The following is a 15,862-nucleotide window of genomic DNA, read 5'->3' as shown; positions in this document are numbered from 1 at the left end:
CATTTGACACTATTTAAAGCTGTGCCTATAAACCCATGCGGTCTTTTTTTGTTAAACAAAAACTGTTTAGGGGAAAGCGGCATGGATCAGGATTTTCACTTCTACGGTACTTACCACTCAGCACTGTGTGGCGGCTTCAACAAGGACGATGCAACTCTTATTGCCAAGGCAGCCAACTTCATCGACTTCTTCAGCGAGAGCACCTATGCCTCTTACTGGAGCCTGGTCAGCGACACCCAAAAATCTGCCAAGTACAACGTCGTGGCCAAGATGGACAACCCGCGCTACACCTACCAGGGCGGGCTGCTGGGCACGATGGGGGAGCCTGAAGATGGCCTGTGGTGCTCGTACCACTTCATCCCCGGCAACTACAACGACCCGGCCGGCACGCCCAGCCGAGAAGAAACCCATGGCGCCGAAGTGGCCAACTACCTGCCCAAGTTCATCAAGCGCGACACCTTCGGCGGCGAGCAGATACTGAGAAAGTACAACGCCAGCAAGGTGAAGGATCTGCAATACGGCAAGATGCTCAACCGGCCGCAAAGCGCACTCTCGCGCAGGCTTGTTCAAGATGCCGTGCTCTGCGCCACCGATGACGACCGGCTGGAGAAGATCATCAGCCTGGCCATCGGCGGGGCAGAGGTGTTGAAGGACAATCGCGCAGACGTGCTGCGCAGGTTCAGGCTGATCCTGCTGGGGGTCAGGGCGCATGTGATCGCCGACACCTGGGCCCACCAGGACCACTGCGGCCTCGACAACGTGATGAACACCTACTGGGATGCGGACTACGACCCGGACTCCTGGGAATGGTCCAAGATGGGCTACGGCCCACAGGCCATCTATTACATGGACGGCTCGTCGAAAAACTGGAACAGGAAAGTCCTGAAGTCATCCGACACCAAGGGCGTGCCGTTCGCGAACCCCAACTTCGAAGCGGCCCCCAGCGGTACCAGTTATCTGGGCCACGGCTGGCTCGGGCACTTCCCCGACTACAGTTTCGCCAAGTTCAGGTACAAGCCTTGCTGGTCCAACCCCAAGCAGATGGTCGAGCGCGATAACCCCAAGGAATATGAATCCGCCTGGCTCGAGTTGACCAGTTTGTTTTGCCAGGTAAAAACAGGCAGGAAGTTGCAGTTGGATGACCGCATCAAAGGCGAAATGAGCAAAGCTCGCCAGGCCATCGAGGCCCCCTGCGACCTTACCAAGGGCACTTCGGGAAGAAAGAGTTCGGAGCTCGCCTGGAAGCGCATTCTTACCGAAAAGCCAACTTCGGAAATCAATGTGGACCTGGAGCCCGACACCCATGCGGTTCTGGAGGGCATGGTCCAGATCAGTACCGAGATCCATCGCTTCGGCACCAACTACGTGAATATCCAAAGCGATCTGTACCTGTTCCAGATTGCCGCCGACTATCACTTCCAGTTCGTGAAGCACTACGTTCAGGCCAATGATATCTATCACTTCACAAGCTCGTGGTCGCGGCAGCGGAGTACGTTGTCGGATGCCATCGTGAACCTGTTCGAGTAGCGCCGGATAACGGCTATCAACCCCCCGGCGCGATGCCGGGGGCTTGCCGTTCGGCACCGTCGCGCCATCCACCCCTTGCATTCGCCCAAGGGTCAGGAATATAGTTGACTGATTACTCAGTCTTCTTAAGCGAACCTCCCTCCATGGCACGTCCCCTCAGCCCCGAAAAACGTGAAGCCTTGCTGTTGTCTGCAATGCAGGCGGTCGCCGAGCTGGGCGTGATGGCCAGCACGTCGAGCATTGCGCGGCGCGCCGGGGTTGCCGACGGCACCTTGTTCACCTACTTCAGCAGCAAGGAGGTGCTGTTCCAGGAGCTCTACCTGCACCTCAAGCAAAGCCTGGTGACGGCCATGATGTCGGACTTCCCGGCCCAGGCCGACTACCGCCAGCGCATGGAGTACATCTTCAATCGCTATGTCAGCTGGGGCCTGAACAATGCCCTGGAGCGCGTGGTGCTGGCACGGCTGTCGGCGTCGGGGCAGGTGACCGCAGAAACCCGCGCACTGGGCGCGCAGCCGTTCCAGGCCGTGTCCAGGACGATGGAGGGCGGGGTAGAGGACGGCGTGCTGATCGATGCCCCGATCAGCTTCATTTCTTCCGTGATCGAGAGTATCGCCACCACCACCATCGAACACATCGAGAAGTCCCCGGAGGAGGCCGACCGCCACCGCCAGCTGGGCTTCCATATGCTGTGGCGCGCCATTACGGCGTAAAAGCCTTGCTTTTTAACTGAGTGATTAATCACTCACAACTTGTAACAGGAGTATCTTCATGGCTGTTCAAAAGTGGTTCATTACCGGTGCTTCGGGTGGCCTGGGCCTGGCCCTTACCGAAAAGGCGCTGGCCCAGGGGCATACCGTGGTCGCCGCCGTGCGTCGTGTGGAGGCGATGCAGGCGTTGCAACAGGCGTATCCAAAGCGCCTTCATGTGGAAGCGCTCGACGTGACCGACCGCGAACAGGTACGCGCCGTTGCTGCCCGCCATCCCGATGTGGAGGTGGTGGTCAACAACGCGGGCGGGGCGGTGATCGGTGCGATGGAAGAGATGACCGACGCCGAAGTCGAGCAGCAGATCGCGCTCAACCTGATGGCGCCGATACAGGTCACCCGCGCCTTCATGGCGGCGATGCGCGCACAGCAGCGCGGTACCTTCATCCATGTCAGCAGTGTCGGCGGCCGCACCGCCTACCCGGGCGGCTCGCTGTACCACGCGGCCAAGTACGGTCTGGAAGGCTTCGCCGAAGCGGTGGCGCAAGAGCTGGCCGAGTTCGGCATCAACACCCTGATCATCGAGCCAGGTTCGATCAAGACCGGCTTCGTGGCCAACATCCGCTGGACCGAGCAGCTCGACGCCTACAAGGGCAGTGCGGTCGGCAACCTGCGCGGGTGGATCGAACAGCATGGCGAAGACACCGCCTCGGGCGACCCGCTGAAAATGGCCGACGCCATCTACACCCTCAGCCAGATGCAGAAGCCGCCGCTGCGCACCGTGCTCGGCGGGGATGCCTATGCGGCGCTGGAGGCCGGCTATGCCCGCAGCCTGGCGGACATTCAGGCACAGAAGGCGCTTGCCGAGTCGGTGATGCTGGAAGGCAAGGCCGGCTTTCGGCCCGAGTGAGCAGCCCCTCTTTTACGTTGCCCATGCGCCGCGTCGGCGCTTTGAAAAGGTTGAATGATCATGTCTGAAGTCTGGTTGATTACCGGTGCGTCCCGAGGCCTGGGGCGCGCCATTCTGGAGGCGGCGCTGCACAGCGGCGCCAAGGTGCTAGCCACTGCACGCGACATCACACGCTTCGTCGAGCTGCAGACGCAGTACGGCGCCAACCTGGCCACGTTCGAACTGGACGTGACCGACGAACAGCAGGCCAGGCACGCCGTGGCCGAGGCCGTGCGCCGTTTTGGCCGGCTGGATGTGCTGGTCAACAACGCGGGCTTCGGCCATATCCAGCCGTTCGAGCATATCCCCACCGATGATTTTCGCGCCGAGGTCGAGACCAATCTGTTCGGCGTGGTCAACCTCACCCGTGCGGCCATTCCGGTGATGCGTTCCCAGGGCCGCGGCCATATCTTTCAGGTGTCATCGGCCGGCGGTCGCATCGCAAGCCCGGGCCTGTCGGCCTATCAGGCGGCCAAATGGGCCGTGGGCGGGTTCAGCGACGTGGTCGGCAAGGAGGTCGCGCCGTTCGGCATCCAGGTGTGCACCCTGGAGCCCGGCGGCATGCGTACCGACTGGGGCCACCAGGCCCGCAGCACGCTCACCGAGCTGGCCCCGGACTACATGGCGTCGATGGCCGCGTTCAAGGCCTTGATCGAGTCCTACGTGGGCAACGAAGTGGGCGACCCCGAGCGCATTGCACAGCTGATCGTGGCGCTGGCCGCTCGTGAAGGGCTGCCGTCGCGTCTGCTGTTGGGGTCGGACGCCTTGTATGTGGTGGAGGTGGAAGAGGCCGCCCGCAGCGAAGCGATGCAGCGCTGGAAGCCGGTCAGCCTCGCGGCCGATTTCGGCACGGCACCGCCGCAATGGCCGTCGGCATGAAGCCGGCGCACCCTTCAAACTGAGCGAGGCCAGCCTACGCCATGAACATAGTGATCTTTGGTGCATCCGGCATGATCGGCAGCGGGGTGCTGCGCGAATGCCTGGCGGCGCAGGATGTGGAGTCCGTTCGCTTGATCGGGCGCTCACGCCTGAACGCCCAGCACCCCAAGCTCCGGCAGGTGGTCAGGCCGGCCTTCGCCGATAACCCGTCCACGCTGCTCGACGACGACCTGCGCGATGTGGATGCGTGTTTCTTCTGCCTGGGCGTTTCGGCGGCGGGCATGACCCAGGCGCAGTACACCCACATGACCTACCGCCTGACCCTGGCGGTGGCCCAGCGCGTGTGCGAGCTCAACCCGCATGCCACCTTCATCTACGTCTCCGGGGCGGGCGCCGACAGCAGCGAAACCAGCTCGACGATGTGGGCGCGGGTGCGCGGCATGACGGAGAACAGCCTGCTGCGCCTGCCGTTCAGGCGCGTGCACATCCTGCGCCCGGCGGTGATTCAGCCGTTGCATGGGGCCATCTCCAGAACCCGCGCGTACCGCGTGTTCTACCGGCTCACCGGCCCGCTGCTGAGCCTGGCGCGTGCGCTGTTGCCCGAAAAGGTGCTGAGCACCGAGGTCATCGGCCAGGCAATGCTGTCGATCGCCCGCCATGGTGCCACCCAGCCCGTGCTCGATTCGGCGCAGATCTACCACACGGCCTTGCGCGAAAAACCGGCCCCCAACGGCGGGTGACGCGCTGGGGAGGTTGATGGCAGGCGCTGAAAAATCCGGTTGCAGATAACATATGGATATCCGTATATTCGGTTATCCATATGTAAGGGCCGCCCACAATGATTACCCCACCCGACCTGTTCAAGAGCCTGGCCGACGAAACCCGCGCTCGCGCTGCGCTGCTGATCGCAGAGCAGGGCGAGTTGTGCGTGTGCGAGCTGATGTGCGCCCTGGGCGACAGCCAGCCCAAGATCAGCCGTCACCTGGCGCAGCTGCGTACCAGCGGCCTGTTGCTCGACCGCCGCCAGGGGCAGTGGGTCTATTACCGTCTCAACCCGCAACTGCCCGGCTGGGTGCACGACCTGCTGCAGGTGACGCTGCGCGCCAATGCCGACTGGCTCAAGGACAACACCACACGCTTGCACAACATGGACGGTCGCCCCGTTCGTGCTGCTGCCTGCTGCTGAGCCAGGAGCGCCCCGATGCTGACTGCCATCGCTGTTTTCCTGCTCACCCTGACCCTGGTCATCTGGCAACCCCGCGGCCTGGGCGTCGGCTGGAGCGCCAGCCTCGGCGCACTGCTGGCCCTGGCGCTGGGCGCGGTGTCGCTGCACGACATCCCCACGGTGTGGGCGATTGTGTGGAACGCCACCGCCACCTTCATCGCGATCATCGTCATCAGCCTGCTGCTCGACGAGGCCGGCTTCTTCGAATGGGCAGCCCTGCACGTGGCCCGCTGGGCGCGCGGCAACGGGCGCCGGCTGTTTGCCTTCATCGTGCTGCTGGGCGCTGCGGTCTCGGCGCTGTTCGCCAACGATGGCGCGGCGCTGATCCTTACCCCTATCGTCATGTCGATGCTGCTGGCGCTGCGTTTCTCCCCGGCTGCGACCCTGGCGTTCGTCATGGCCGCAGGCTTCATTGCCGACACTGCCAGCCTGCCGCTGGTGGTCTCCAACCTGGTGAACATCGTCTCGGCCGATTACTTCGGCCTGGGCTTTGGCGAATACGCAGCGGTGATGGTGCCGGTGAACCTGGTGAGTGTGGCGGCCACCTTGCTGGTGCTGTTTCTGTACTTTCGCCGCGACATACCGGGGGTGTACGAGGTACAGGCACTGAAGGCGCCGGTGCTGGCGATCCGCGACCGCGCCACCTTCCGCGTGGGCGGGGGCGTGCTGGTGGCGCTGCTGGTGGGCCTGTTCCTGCTCGAGCCGCTGGGCATCCCGATCAGCGCCGTGGCGGCGGCCTGTGCAGTGGTGCTGTTCATTGTCGCTGCGCGCGGGCATGTGATCTCCACCCGGCGCGTGCTGCGCGATGCGCCCTGGCAGATCGTGGTGTTTTCGCTGGGTATGTACCTGGTGGTGTACGGCCTGAAAAACGCCGGCCTTACCGACCTGCTCACCCAGTTGCTGGACCGTCTTGCCGCCTATGGCGTGTGGGGCGCGTCGCTGGGCACCGGGCTGCTTGCCGCAGTGCTGTCCTCGGTGATGAACAACCTGCCCAGCGTGCTGATCGGCGCGCTTTCGATTCACGCCAGCGAAGCACAGGGTGTGGTGCGCGAGGCGATGGTCTACGCCAATGTCATCGGCTGCGACCTGGGCCCCAAGATCACCCCCATCGGCAGCCTGGCCACATTGCTCTGGCTGCATGTGCTGGCGCGCAAGGGTACGCGCATCACCTGGGGCTACTACTTCAAGGTCGGCCTGCTGCTGACCGTGCCGGTGCTGTTGATCACGCTTTCGGCCCTGGCCCTGCGCCTGAGCCTTTGACCATTCTGCCTGCCAAAGGGAGTACACCACCATGCGAGTTCTGTTCATGTGCACGGCCAACAGCTGTCGCAGCATCCTCTGCGAAGCGATGTTCAATCACCTCGCCCCGGCGGGCTTCGAGGCGCTGAGCGCCGGCAGCTTCCCCAGGGGGCAGGTGTTGCCGCGCAGCCTGCTGACCCTGCAGCAGGCCGGCATCAGCACCGCGGGCCTGAGCAGCAAGGGCAACGAGGCCTTCGCGGCCAACCCGCCGGATATCGTCATCACCGTGTGCGACAAGGCCGCAGGCGAGGCGTGCCCGGCGTTTTTCGGCCCGGCGCTCAAGGCCCACTGGGGCCTGACCGACCCTTCCGAACAACCCGGCACCGACGACGAGGTGGAGGCGAACTTTCACCATGCGCTGGCGCGTATCGAGCGTCGCTGCCGGGCGTTTTTCGCGCTGCCATTCAGCCAGCTCGATGCCCACGCGCTCAAGCGTGAACTCGACCGCATTGCCACGCTCTGACCCGGAGGCCCCATGCACCACGACCTGCCCAACCTCGACCCGAGCCTGTTCGAAGGCCTGCCCACCGCCCTGCAGGCCGGCGAGCGAAAGCCGCGCATCCTGTTGCTGTACGGTTCCACCCGCGAGCGTTCCTTCAGCCGCTTGCTGACCGAGGAGGCCGCGCGCCTGCTCCAGCATTTTGGCGCCCAGACTCGCATCTTCGACCCCAGCGGCCTGCCACTGCCGGACGACGTACCGGTGGAGCACCCCAAGGTTCAGGAACTGCGTGAGCTGGTGCTGTGGTCCGAAGGCCAGGTGTGGTGTTCGCCTGAACGGCACGGCGCGATGTCGGCGGTGTTCAAGGCGCAGATCGACTGGGTGCCACTGGCCCTCGGCGCCATTCGCCCCACCCAGGGCAAGACCCTGGCCGTGATGCAGGTGTGTGGCGGCTCGCAGTCGTTCAACGTGGTCAATCAGCTGCGCGTGCTGGGGCGCTGGATGCGCATGTTCACCATCCCCAACCAGTCGTCCGTGCCCAAGGCGTACATGGAGTTCGACGAGCAGGGCCGCATGAAGCCCTCGCCGTATTACGACCGGGTGGTGGATGTGATGGAAGAGCTGGTCAAGTTCACGCTGCTGCTGCGCGACAGCCAGGCGCACCTGGTGGACCGCTATTCCGAGCGCAAGGAAACGGCGCAGGCGTTGTCCGATCGCATGCGCCAGGCGTCGATCTGACGCCAGGGCGCAACCGGTGGGCAGCCCTCAGGCAGCCCGCTCCAGCGCCCCCAGCAGGTCGACGAATTCGCGCGACAGCTTGTGCCGCGGTGCCATGTGCACCAGCGGTACCGACAGCTCGTGGGATTCGCGCATCTTCACCGAGCTGCTCAGGTACACCGGCAGCACCGGCAGGCCCTCGGCCAGCAGTTCATCAACCAGGCTCTGGTGCAGCGCGGTGCGCGCGACGAACTGGTTGGCCACCACGCCTTCCACCTGCAGTGACTCGTTGTGGTCCTGGCGCAGTTCTTCCACCTGTTCGATCACGCTGTACAGCGCCTGGCGCGAAAAGCTGTCGCAATCGAACGGAATCAGCAGGCGGTCGGCGGCCACCAGCGCGCTGAAGGTGTAGAAGTTCAGCGACGGCGGGGTGTCGATGTAGATGCGCTCGTAGTCTTCGGACAGTTCAACCAGCAGCTTGCGCAGCTTGTTGATCTTGAACTTGCTCTCCAGCTTGGGCTGCAGGTCGGCCAGGTCGGGGCTGGCGGTCACCAGGTCGAGGTTGTCGTAGCGGGTGGGGGTGATGCACACGCGCCCGCGCTTGCTGCCCGGTGCGCTGGAGAGGGTCTGCTTGAAGAAGTCGCTGATGCCGGCCGGGATGGCGTCGCCGAGCAGGCCGGTGAGGTAGTGGGTGGTGTTGGCCTGGGGGTCGAGGTCCACCAGCAGCGTCCGATACCCTTCGGTGGCGCTGACGGCGGCAAGGTTGCAGGCGATGCTGGTCTTGCCCACGCCCCCTTTCTGATTGAATACGACACGGCGCATTGAGTTTCGAGTCCTTGTCAAAGGCCCGCTGCAACAGGGCTGCAGCGGGAACAGCTTCCATACTATGACCAAAAGGTTGCAGTTTTAAGACAACTGCGGGGCGGGCACCTCAGTCGGCGAGCGGGGCAACGATGGCCTTGCGGCACACCTCGATGATTTCGTCGGCCAATGGCGCATCGTCCGGGCAGGCGCGCGACAGCATGATCGCGCCCACCGCCTGGGCAAAGCGCTCGATCATCCTGGCGCGTGCGGTGTGCGGGTCTTGATCGCCGTTTTCGGCACCTGTGTGCTCGGCCCGCTTGAGCAGGCCCTCCAGGCCGTCGGCAAAGGTCGCCTTGATTGCGGCCGGCTGGCGCGCCGCGTCGCCACACAGGGCGGCCATGGTGCAGCCGGTACTGCGTGCATCGCGGTGTTCGCGCGACAGGTAACGCTGGAAAAATTGCGCCACGTCCAGCGCTTCTTCGGCGCTGGCAGTCTTGGCCAGCCCGCAGGCAGCAGCCTCGGCCATCAGGTCGGCCTTGGAGCCGAAGTGCTTGTAGAAGCCGCCGTGGGTAAACCCTGCCGCCGCCATCAGGTCTGCCACGCCCACCCCGTCATAGCCGCGCTCGCGAAACAGTTCGGACGCGGTTTCGACGATGTGCGCGCGATTGGCCTGCGCCTGTGCCTTGGTGACCCTCATGTGCAGATTCCTCGCTACGTGTGCCGTCAGTCAGGTGCCCACTATACATTGATGTCAACCATCATCAAAACCGTTGACGGTTAAGATTATGGTCATCATCATAGCGGCTCGTTACCCACCCATCGAGAGCGCAACCCCATGACTACCCTTGCCACTGTTCTCATCACTGGTGCTTCTTCCGGTATCGGCGCTACCTACGCCGAGCGTTTTGCCCGTCGTGGCCATGACCTGGTGCTGGTAGCCCGCGACAGGCCTCGCCTCGACGTGCTGGCCAGCCGCCTGGCCCAGGCTAACGGCGTGGCCGTCGAGGTGTTGCAGGCCGACCTCACCCTGGCCCAAGACCTTGCCAGGGTCGAAACCCGCCTGCGCGAAGATGCCCGCATCGGCGTCCTCATCAACAACGCCGGGGCGGCGCAGTCGGGGGCCTTCGTCGAGCAGAGCGCCGACAGCGTCACGCGCATCATCACGCTCAACACCCTCGCGCTGGCGCGTCTGGCCCATGCCATCGCGCCACGGTTGGCGCAGGCCGGGGAGGGGGCCATCGTCAATATCGGCTCGGTGGTAGGGCTGGCACCGGAGCTGGGTATGACGGTGTATGGCGCCACCAAGGCGTTCGTGCAGTTCCTGTCGCAGGGGCTGAGCCTGGAGCTCTCGCCCAGCGGCGTATACGTGCAGGCGGTGTTGCCTGCGGCCACGCGTACCGAGATCTGGGAGCGCTCGGGCATCGACATCAACACCCTGACGCAGGTGATGGAGGTGGACCACCTGGTGGATGCGGCGCTGGTGGGGTTCGATCGCCGCGAGGGGGTGACCATCCCGCCGTTGCATGACGACGCCCGCTGGACGGCCTTCCAGGCGGCCCGCCACACCCTGATCTCTGACATCCGCCAGGCCGAAGTGGCGGCGCGCTATACCGAGCTTGCCTGAGGCGGGCGCGGGCCGGCGCGCCGATGATCGGCGCCAGTGCCCGCGCAACCTGCCGGTGGGCGAACCCACAATGATAAGTCGCTGCGCCCCTGGGGCTGGATGACCTGTTCGGGCTGGTACTGCGCCGCACCGCGCGTTACGTTAGCCAGAAACAGACGGTCTACGCCTCGCGCATCACCCACAAGGGCTGGCCCACCCGCTGGCCGATGCTGCGCTGCGAAGGGCCCTGAAGGAGCCGGCACCGATGAATCAACCCCTCACCACCCAGGCGCCCAGCGTTGCCCAGCCGTTTCGCGAAGAGGCGGCAGACGGCTTCACCCTGGGCGGCTTCACCTGGCGCCATGGCACGGCGGACCCCACGCGGGCGGTGGTCATCATCAACGCCGCCACCTCGGTGCGCTGCCGTTTCTATTCGCGTTTTGCCGACTACCTGTTCGCCCATGGCGCCGACGTGATCACCTACGACTACCGCGGCATCGGCGAATCGCGCCCTGCCGCCTTGCGGGGTTTTCAGGCCAGCTGGTCGGACTGGGGCCGGCTGGATTTCGAGGCGATGCTCCAGCGCGCCCGGCGCGAGTTCCCTGGGCAGCCCATCGATGTGGTCGGGCACAGTTTCGGCGGTTGCGCGCTGGGCCTGGCGGCGTCGGCGGCGAGCATCCGGCGGGTGGTCACGGTGGGCGCGCAGTTCGCCTACTGGCGTGACTATGCCCCGGGCAGCCGCTGGCAACTGCTGTGCAAATGGCACTTTGCAATGCCGCTGCTGACCCGCGTGTTCGGCTACTTTCCCGGCAAGCGCCTGGGCTGGATGGAGGACACCCCGGCCGGCGTGGTGCGCGACTGGGTGACACCCGCCGCTACCTATGAACAGCGGCCCAGCGGTCGCGCGCTGGGGGCGTTGGGCTTTGGTCAGGTGCAGGCCAGTATCCTGGCGATCAGCCTGACCGACGACCCGTTCGGTACGGTGCCGGCCATCGAGCGCCTGCTGGGCTACTTTACCGCCAGCGCGTGCACGCACCTGCGCATCGCCGCGCAGCAGGTCGATGCCAAGGGGGTCGGTCATTTCGCGTTCTTTCACAGCCGCTTTCAGGCGCAGCTGTGGCCCATAGCCCTGGGCTGGCTGCGCAGTGCACAACTGCCGGCGCAGGTGCCCGGGCAGGTGATCGAACCCCAGGCATGAAAAAACGGCCCAGGCGGGCCGTTCTTGTGCAGCGGTGTGGCGTCAGCCCTTGCGTTGCAGCGGCGCGCCGGCGAACGTCACGCCGGCCAGGCCGTGCTGCATCAGCGCACGGATATTGGCGTGGTCGCTGCCCTCGGGGGTGGCCAGCACCGAGCGGTAGTGCTCGCCGAACGCCAGCAGCGCGTGCTGCTCGCTCAGGCCTTCGAGCAGTGCCAGGCCCAGGGTCTTGCACGACCCTTCGTTCTGCCCGGCGGCGTTTTCCACACCGCCATTGGTGAAGGCCTGTGGCTGGTAGGTGTAGCCCTGGGCGATGAACGCCAGCGTGTCGGCGAATACATGTTCGCCACTGTCGAGTTGGCTGCGCAGGGTGTTCAGGTCAGTCATGGGGTTTTCCTTTGGCGAACGCCGCTTGCTGTTCGGCGCTGGCTTCTTTCTGGTATTGGGTTTTCCACTCGGCGTAGGGCATGCCGTAGACCACTTCGCGGGCGTCATCCAGGCTCAGGTCGATCTGGCGCTCGTCGGCGGCGGCCTTGTACCACTTGGACAGGCAGTTGCGGCAGAAGCCGGACAGGTTCATCAGGTCGATGTTCTGCACATCGGTGCGCTCGCGCAGGTGCGCTACCAGGCGGCGGAAGGCCGCCGCTTCGAGTTCGAGTTGCTGTTGCGGGTCCATGGGGGTTCCCTTCACGGTGCAGCGGCTCATCCGGCCGCGATGCGGTTCTTCAAATGGCGGCCACCGTTGATGACCACGTTGCTGCCGGTGCTGTACTGGCTGTCGAGCAAAAACATCACGGCCTCGATCAGCGGCTGGGCACCGGGTTCGAATTCAAGCAGGGCCTTCTTCAGCGCCTGCTGGCGGTACTGCTCGTCGCCGTCTTCCTTGAAGATCAGCAGGCCGGGCAGGATGGCGTTGACGCGCACGCTGGGGGCGTACTTCTCGGCGAACGACAGCACCATGTTCTGCAACGCCGCCTTGGTGGCGGCATAGCCGATATGGCTCTTGCTGCCGCGCGAGGAGGTTTCGTCGCAGATGTGGATGATGTCCGACTTGTCCAGCTTGAGCAGTTGCTCACCCAGTGCCAGGTTCAGGTGGTACGGCGCTTCCACGTGCAACTTGAACATGGTGTTCAGGTTGGCCAGGTCATCGTCGAGCCACAGCGAGGCGTTGTGGATGATCGCCCGCAGGCCGTCATAGCGGCTGCGCAGGTGGTCGATCAGGGCCAGGCGGTCCTGCTCCAGGCACAGGTCGGCCTGGAACTGCACGATGTTCGGGTGGGGCGCCTGCGCGCTGATGCTGCGGCTGGCGCTGACGACCGTGTGGCCGGCCTGCGCCAGTTTGATGGCCAGCGCGAGCCCGACTCGCTGGCTGGCCCCGGTAACAAGAATTGGGCTGTTCATGTAATGGGCGGTCAACTTCAGATATTCGCTTGGGTAGGCCCCAGCATACCCGAACTCGCCGCCGTTGCACGCCCCGGGGCGCTGCGTCAGCGGGTGCCCACGGGCGGCGCGGCAACGCTCTGCGGGGCAGGCTTGGGGTGCAGCCAGCTGGCCAGCAGGTGGGTCGACAGCGGGATGAACAGGTAGACCATCAGCGGGGTCAGGGCCAGGGTGCTCAGCAGTACCCGTGGCACCAGGCCGAGCTCGCCCAGCCAGTGGCCGAACAGCAGGTTGAAGGCCAGCGACACCGGAAAGAACGCCAGCCAGATGGCCACGGCCTGTTTCCAGCGCGGTGGACGTTGTGCCAGGGCCGGGCCGAACCAGCCGTCGATGCCGCTGACCCGGTGCTCGTGGGGCTGCTGGAACAGGCCGTTGCCGCGGGCCAGCCAGGCGCTGCGCGAGGCGGAAAACTCCCAGGCATGCAGGGTTTTCTCGTCGGCGAAGCGGAAGATGATCTGGAATTCGTCGTCGTTTGGCGGCGGGGCCAGTACGCCGGAACCCAGGTAGCCGGGAAAGTCGGTAGCCAGCTGTTCGCCTTCGCGCAGCCAGGCGATCAGGTCTTCGTAGCGACCCTCGGCAACGCGGCGCGCCACCATCAAGGTAACCGGAGGGGTAGACATCGTGTATCTCCTGGTAAAAACCGGCGCGGCGGGTAGCCACGGCCATGCAACGCTGCCCGGGGTGGTGGGTGGCGTTCGAGTGTTCGTGTGGGAACAAGCAAGGATTATTCCGCAAATAAGCTGACTCGTCAGTGCTGATGTGTCGGCTGCCCGGCGCATGGTGCTTGCGGCGGGCTGGTACAAGGGGAGTAGAATTGCCTTTCACTACGCAATCACGGTCTTTACGGCGATGATCGAGCCTGATTCGGCTTCCCTCCCTGATGCTCCCCACCGCCAGGAGGAGCTTTTCCCCATCCGTGAAGTGGCGCGCCTGACCGGCATCAACCCGGTCACCCTGCGTGCCTGGGAGCGCCGTTATGGGCTGATCCAGCCGGTGCGCACCGAAAGTGGGCACCGCCTGTATTCCCAGGCCGACATCGATGACGTGCGCAGCATTCTGGGCTGGATCGAGCGCGGCGTGGCGGTGAGCAAGGTCGGCAAGATCCTTGCGCGCAACCAGGCGACCCAGCAGCAGGCCCCCTCGGCCCAGGCGCCCGGCACCCAGGCGGACTGGAAGCAGTGGCAGGTGCAACTGCGCCAGGCCGTCAAGGCATTCGACGAGAGGCGCCTGGAGCAGGTGTACGGGCAGGTCTTCGCCAGCTATCCGCTGGTGGTGGTGTTCCAGGACATCCTGATGCCGGTATGGCACGACCTGTGCGCGGCCGGCGAGGCATTCGGTGCGCAAAGCGAGTGGCTGTTTCTCGATGGCTTCCTGCGTGCCCGGGCCTTGCAGCGCCTGCAACTGGCCCGCGAACAGCAGGAGGTAAGCGTGGTGCTGGCGGCGATGCCGGGGCACTGCCGCGAGCTTGAGTTGCTGGTGGCGGCCCTGATGCTGGGCAGCAGCGAGGTGGTGATCAGGGTGTTGGCCGTGGGGCAGCCGCTGGAGGAACTGAGCCTGGTGTGCGAGCGCATGGCGCCGCAGGCACTGGTGCTGTTCTCCAACCATTCACCGACGGCCGAGCTGCCCAAGCGCTTGATGCGCCTGGCCCAGGGCCTGGATTGCCCGTTGCTGTTCGCGGGGGAGGCGGCGGAGCTGGCCCAGGATGCGCTGATGCGCTCGCAGGTGGCGTGCCTGGGCAGTGAGGGGCGCTTGATGCGTCGGCGCCTGCAGCAGTACCTGGCAGAGCACCTGGATACCTGAAACCCCTTCGCCGGCAAGGCCGGCTCCTGCAGGCAGTTGCAACCCTGCAGGGGCCGGCCTTGCCGGCGAAAGCCGCGATGCGGTGTTAATCCGGATGCAATTCGGGATGCGCCAACCGGTGCTGGCGCAGGATGTACTGGCGCAACCGCTCGATCTCTTGGGGTTGGTGCTGGCTCAGCCGATACGCCGCCAGCCCGTCGGCTGTCTTGCGCTGCAAGGTGCCCTGCAGGTTGATCGGCGCGTCGGCCTCGGGGCTGAACCACAGGTTGAAGGTCTTGGGCGGCTTGCGATTGCGCGGTACCTGCACCAGCACACCGCGAAACGACATCTCGCACACCTTGAGGTCGGTGCTCAGGCCCAGCTCGTCGTCCAGCGCAACCGGCGGCTCCAGCGTGAGGCGCCAGGGGCGCATCATCGGCCCGTCTTCATAGATGCTCGGTGCGCCCAGTTGCAGGCTCACCGCATGGAACTCGTCTTCCACCAGCTGCAGCGGAAAGCTCATCTGCTGGTTCTCGAAATTCGCCTGCAGGGTCACCTGCTCCTGGGCCACCAGCCGGGTCAACAGCTGCTGCACCTCGCTGCCGCCATCAAGGCGCAGGCTGGAGGTGACGTCCGTCAGGTTCAGCTGTGGCGAACGGTGCATGGTCTGAATGAAATCCAGCTCATCCTGGGTCAGGAGGGCATCTGATTGCATGGGCGAACTCGGCAATTTCAATCGGGAATCATTTCTTCGTGGGGTGATGGACAACGATTCGCTGGCTTTGTTAAGACCGTCCGTCGGGTTTCTGCGCGTCGAGCAGGGCGTACGCCCGGGCCAGTTCCTGCTCCAGTTCCAGCACCCGCTGCTCGGCGGCCACCTGGCGGCTCACGTCCTTCTGGATACCGATGAAGTACTTGAGCTGGTCGGCCTCGTTGAACACCGGGGTGATCGACAGCTCGTTCCAGAACGGCGTGCCGTCCTTGCGGTAGTTGAGCAGCACTTCCCGGCATGGCTGGCCGCTGCGGATGGCGTCGCGGATGCGTGCCCGGGCCGCAGCGTCGCGCGGCTCGCCCTGCAGGAAGCGGCAGTCGCGGTACAGAATGTCGTTGGCCGCGTAGCCGGTCAGGCGTTCGAAGGCCGGGTTCACATAGATCAGGATGGTGTCGTCGTCGCCTTCCTGTTCGGCTACCACGATCCCGTCGTTGGAGGCATCAATCATGCGTTGCAGCAGCTTGGCGTTGATCATCGTGTCGAACCGAATGTGAAAGGGGCACCCAGGCGAAGGATTCTAGTGGATT

General features: G+C 64.7%; 21 protein-coding genes. 13 read left to right on the top strand and 8 right to left on the bottom strand.

Annotated features, from left to right (window positions below; genetic code table 11):
* The first annotated feature begins 81 nt into the window (after positions 1-81).
* The 9 genes from JZZ72_RS18430 (at position 82) to arsH (ending at position 7,763) form a co-directional block, all read left to right on the top strand.
* Positions 82-1,527 (top strand): DUF6765 family protein, encoded by a 1,446-nt coding sequence (locus JZZ72_RS18430; protein WP_100633454.1) that lies wholly within the window; start codon positions 82-84, stop codon positions 1,525-1,527.
* A gap of 143 nt (positions 1,528-1,670) precedes the next feature.
* The gene (locus JZZ72_RS18425; protein WP_210014854.1) at positions 1,671-2,240 is read left to right on the top strand and encodes a TetR/AcrR family transcriptional regulator; all 570 of its coding nucleotides are present in this window, start codon (positions 1,671-1,673) and stop codon (positions 2,238-2,240) included.
* 58 nt (positions 2,241-2,298) lie between these two features.
* Positions 2,299-3,144, top strand: a complete 846-nt coding sequence (locus JZZ72_RS18420; protein WP_058540835.1) for an SDR family NAD(P)-dependent oxidoreductase — start codon at positions 2,299-2,301, stop codon at positions 3,142-3,144.
* A gap of 60 nt (positions 3,145-3,204) precedes the next feature.
* Entirely contained in the window at positions 3,205-4,062 is an 858-nt protein-coding gene (locus JZZ72_RS18415; RefSeq protein WP_210014853.1) for an SDR family NAD(P)-dependent oxidoreductase, read from the top strand.
* Positions 4,063-4,103: 41 nt separating this feature from the next.
* Positions 4,104-4,802: a Rossmann-fold NAD(P)-binding domain-containing protein gene (locus JZZ72_RS18410; RefSeq protein ID WP_043860441.1), complete on the top strand. Its 699-nt coding sequence runs from the start codon at positions 4,104-4,106 to the stop codon at positions 4,800-4,802.
* A 98-nt stretch (positions 4,803-4,900) separates the two neighbouring features.
* Positions 4,901-5,248, top strand: coding sequence for a metalloregulator ArsR/SmtB family transcription factor (locus JZZ72_RS18405; protein ID WP_058540837.1), 348 nt, complete (start codon positions 4,901-4,903; stop codon positions 5,246-5,248).
* 15 nt (positions 5,249-5,263) lie between these two features.
* Complete coding sequence (locus tag JZZ72_RS18400) at positions 5,264-6,547, top strand: arsenic transporter (RefSeq protein ID WP_043860439.1); 1,284 nt, start codon at positions 5,264-5,266, stop codon at positions 6,545-6,547.
* 31 nt (positions 6,548-6,578) lie between these two features.
* Entirely contained in the window at positions 6,579-7,049 is a 471-nt protein-coding gene (locus tag JZZ72_RS18395) for an arsenate reductase ArsC (RefSeq protein ID WP_210014852.1), read from the top strand.
* 12 nt (positions 7,050-7,061) lie between these two features.
* A complete protein-coding gene (arsH, locus tag JZZ72_RS18390) occupies positions 7,062-7,763 on the top strand; it encodes an arsenical resistance protein ArsH (protein ID WP_043860437.1) in 702 nt (233 codons plus the stop codon).
* Between the two features lie 27 nt (positions 7,764-7,790).
* On the opposite strand, the gene JZZ72_RS18385 is transcribed toward arsH, so the two are convergent.
* Both JZZ72_RS18385 and JZZ72_RS18380 read right to left on the bottom strand, forming a co-directional pair.
* Positions 7,791-8,564, bottom strand: a complete 774-nt coding sequence (locus JZZ72_RS18385; protein ID WP_043860436.1) for a ParA family protein — start codon at positions 8,562-8,564, stop codon at positions 7,791-7,793.
* 109 nt (positions 8,565-8,673) lie between these two features.
* Positions 8,674-9,243, bottom strand: coding sequence for a TetR/AcrR family transcriptional regulator (locus JZZ72_RS18380; RefSeq protein WP_210014851.1), 570 nt, complete (start codon positions 9,241-9,243; stop codon positions 8,674-8,676).
* A gap of 138 nt (positions 9,244-9,381) precedes the next feature.
* On the opposite strand from JZZ72_RS18380, the gene JZZ72_RS18375 reads away from it, so the two are divergent.
* The 3 genes from JZZ72_RS18375 (at position 9,382) to JZZ72_RS18365 (ending at position 11,347) form a co-directional block, all read left to right on the top strand.
* Positions 9,382-10,170 carry an SDR family NAD(P)-dependent oxidoreductase gene (locus JZZ72_RS18375; protein ID WP_210014850.1) on the top strand — a complete coding sequence of 263 codons (789 nt, stop codon included), beginning with the start codon at positions 9,382-9,384 and terminating at the stop codon, positions 10,168-10,170.
* Between the two features lie 89 nt (positions 10,171-10,259).
* Complete coding sequence (locus JZZ72_RS18370) at positions 10,260-10,400, top strand: nucleotidyltransferase family protein (protein WP_116055232.1); 141 nt, start codon at positions 10,260-10,262, stop codon at positions 10,398-10,400.
* Positions 10,401-10,414: 14 nt separating this feature from the next.
* Positions 10,415-11,347 (top strand): alpha/beta hydrolase family protein, encoded by a 933-nt coding sequence (locus JZZ72_RS18365; protein ID WP_210014849.1) that lies wholly within the window; start codon positions 10,415-10,417, stop codon positions 11,345-11,347.
* 42 nt (positions 11,348-11,389) lie between these two features.
* Here JZZ72_RS18365 and JZZ72_RS18360 read toward each other — a convergent pair whose 3' ends face one another.
* The 4 genes from JZZ72_RS18360 to JZZ72_RS18345 all read right to left on the bottom strand — a co-directional run bounded on the left by JZZ72_RS18360 (position 11,390) and on the right by JZZ72_RS18345 (position 13,404).
* Positions 11,390-11,731: a HopJ type III effector protein gene (locus tag JZZ72_RS18360; RefSeq protein WP_210014848.1), complete on the bottom strand. Its 342-nt coding sequence runs from the start codon at positions 11,729-11,731 to the stop codon at positions 11,390-11,392.
* Positions 11,724-12,020, bottom strand: coding sequence for a DUF1244 domain-containing protein (locus JZZ72_RS18355; RefSeq protein WP_043860431.1), 297 nt, complete (start codon positions 12,018-12,020; stop codon positions 11,724-11,726). The genes JZZ72_RS18360 and JZZ72_RS18355 overlap by 8 nt, the downstream gene beginning before the upstream one ends.
* Positions 12,021-12,046: 26 nt before the next feature.
* A complete protein-coding gene (gene folM, locus JZZ72_RS18350) occupies positions 12,047-12,745 on the bottom strand; it encodes a dihydromonapterin reductase (protein WP_054914885.1) in 699 nt (232 codons plus the stop codon).
* Positions 12,746-12,831: 86 nt separating this feature from the next.
* A complete protein-coding gene (locus JZZ72_RS18345; protein ID WP_043860429.1) occupies positions 12,832-13,404 on the bottom strand; it encodes an antibiotic biosynthesis monooxygenase in 573 nt (190 codons plus the stop codon).
* Between the two features lie 229 nt (positions 13,405-13,633).
* Here JZZ72_RS18345 and JZZ72_RS18340 point away from each other — a divergent pair, with 229 nt between their 5' ends.
* A complete protein-coding gene (locus JZZ72_RS18340; RefSeq protein WP_043860428.1) occupies positions 13,634-14,584 on the top strand; it encodes a MerR family transcriptional regulator in 951 nt (316 codons plus the stop codon).
* 85 nt (positions 14,585-14,669) lie between these two features.
* On the opposite strand, the gene JZZ72_RS18335 is transcribed toward JZZ72_RS18340, so the two are convergent.
* Together JZZ72_RS18335 and JZZ72_RS18330 are read right to left on the bottom strand one after the other, a co-directional pair.
* The gene (locus JZZ72_RS18335) at positions 14,670-15,278 is read right to left on the bottom strand and encodes a hypothetical protein (RefSeq protein ID WP_043860427.1); all 609 of its coding nucleotides are present in this window, start codon (positions 15,276-15,278) and stop codon (positions 14,670-14,672) included.
* Between the two features lie 70 nt (positions 15,279-15,348).
* Complete coding sequence (locus JZZ72_RS18330; protein ID WP_210014847.1) at positions 15,349-15,810, bottom strand: PAS domain-containing protein; 462 nt, start codon at positions 15,808-15,810, stop codon at positions 15,349-15,351.
* Between the last annotated feature and the right edge of the window lie 52 nt (positions 15,811-15,862).

It is taken from the genome of Pseudomonas palmensis (assembly GCF_017848315.1).
Lineage (GTDB): Bacteria > Pseudomonadota > Gammaproteobacteria > Pseudomonadales > Pseudomonadaceae > Aquipseudomonas > Aquipseudomonas palmensis.
This window is presented reverse-complemented; position numbering and strand designations above follow the sequence as displayed.

Excerpts from the sequence above, each read along its gene's own strand:
- JZZ72_RS18430 (WP_100633454.1), top strand. The coding sequence starts at position 82 with ATGGATCAGGATTTTCACTTCTACGGTACTTACCACTCAGCACTGTGT.
- JZZ72_RS18425 (WP_210014854.1), top strand. The coding sequence starts at position 1,671 with ATGGCACGTCCCCTCAGCCCCGAAAAACGTGAAGCCTTGCTGTTGTCT.
- JZZ72_RS18420 (WP_058540835.1), top strand. The coding sequence starts at position 2,299 with ATGGCTGTTCAAAAGTGGTTCATTACCGGTGCTTCGGGTGGCCTGGGC.
- JZZ72_RS18415 (WP_210014853.1), top strand. The coding sequence starts at position 3,205 with ATGTCTGAAGTCTGGTTGATTACCGGTGCGTCCCGAGGCCTGGGGCGC.
- JZZ72_RS18410 (WP_043860441.1), top strand. The coding sequence starts at position 4,104 with ATGAACATAGTGATCTTTGGTGCATCCGGCATGATCGGCAGCGGGGTG.
- JZZ72_RS18405 (WP_058540837.1), top strand. The coding sequence starts at position 4,901 with ATGATTACCCCACCCGACCTGTTCAAGAGCCTGGCCGACGAAACCCGC.
- JZZ72_RS18400 (WP_043860439.1), top strand. The coding sequence starts at position 5,264 with ATGCTGACTGCCATCGCTGTTTTCCTGCTCACCCTGACCCTGGTCATC.
- JZZ72_RS18395 (WP_210014852.1), top strand. The coding sequence starts at position 6,579 with ATGCGAGTTCTGTTCATGTGCACGGCCAACAGCTGTCGCAGCATCCTC.
- arsH (WP_043860437.1), top strand. The coding sequence starts at position 7,062 with ATGCACCACGACCTGCCCAACCTCGACCCGAGCCTGTTCGAAGGCCTG.
- JZZ72_RS18385 (WP_043860436.1), bottom strand. The coding sequence starts at position 8,564 with ATGCGCCGTGTCGTATTCAATCAGAAAGGGGGCGTGGGCAAGACCAGC.
- JZZ72_RS18380 (WP_210014851.1), bottom strand. The coding sequence starts at position 9,243 with ATGAGGGTCACCAAGGCACAGGCGCAGGCCAATCGCGCGCACATCGTC.
- JZZ72_RS18375 (WP_210014850.1), top strand. The coding sequence starts at position 9,382 with ATGACTACCCTTGCCACTGTTCTCATCACTGGTGCTTCTTCCGGTATC.
- JZZ72_RS18365 (WP_210014849.1), top strand. The coding sequence starts at position 10,415 with ATGAATCAACCCCTCACCACCCAGGCGCCCAGCGTTGCCCAGCCGTTT.
- JZZ72_RS18360 (WP_210014848.1), bottom strand. The coding sequence starts at position 11,731 with ATGACTGACCTGAACACCCTGCGCAGCCAACTCGACAGTGGCGAACAT.
- JZZ72_RS18355 (WP_043860431.1), bottom strand. The coding sequence starts at position 12,020 with ATGGACCCGCAACAGCAACTCGAACTCGAAGCGGCGGCCTTCCGCCGC.
- folM (WP_054914885.1), bottom strand. The coding sequence starts at position 12,745 with ATGAACAGCCCAATTCTTGTTACCGGGGCCAGCCAGCGAGTCGGGCTC.
- JZZ72_RS18345 (WP_043860429.1), bottom strand. The coding sequence starts at position 13,404 with ATGTCTACCCCTCCGGTTACCTTGATGGTGGCGCGCCGCGTTGCCGAG.
- JZZ72_RS18340 (WP_043860428.1), top strand. The coding sequence starts at position 13,634 with ATGATCGAGCCTGATTCGGCTTCCCTCCCTGATGCTCCCCACCGCCAG.
- JZZ72_RS18335 (WP_043860427.1), bottom strand. The coding sequence starts at position 15,278 with ATGCAATCAGATGCCCTCCTGACCCAGGATGAGCTGGATTTCATTCAG.
- JZZ72_RS18330 (WP_210014847.1), bottom strand. The coding sequence starts at position 15,810 with ATGATCAACGCCAAGCTGCTGCAACGCATGATTGATGCCTCCAACGAC.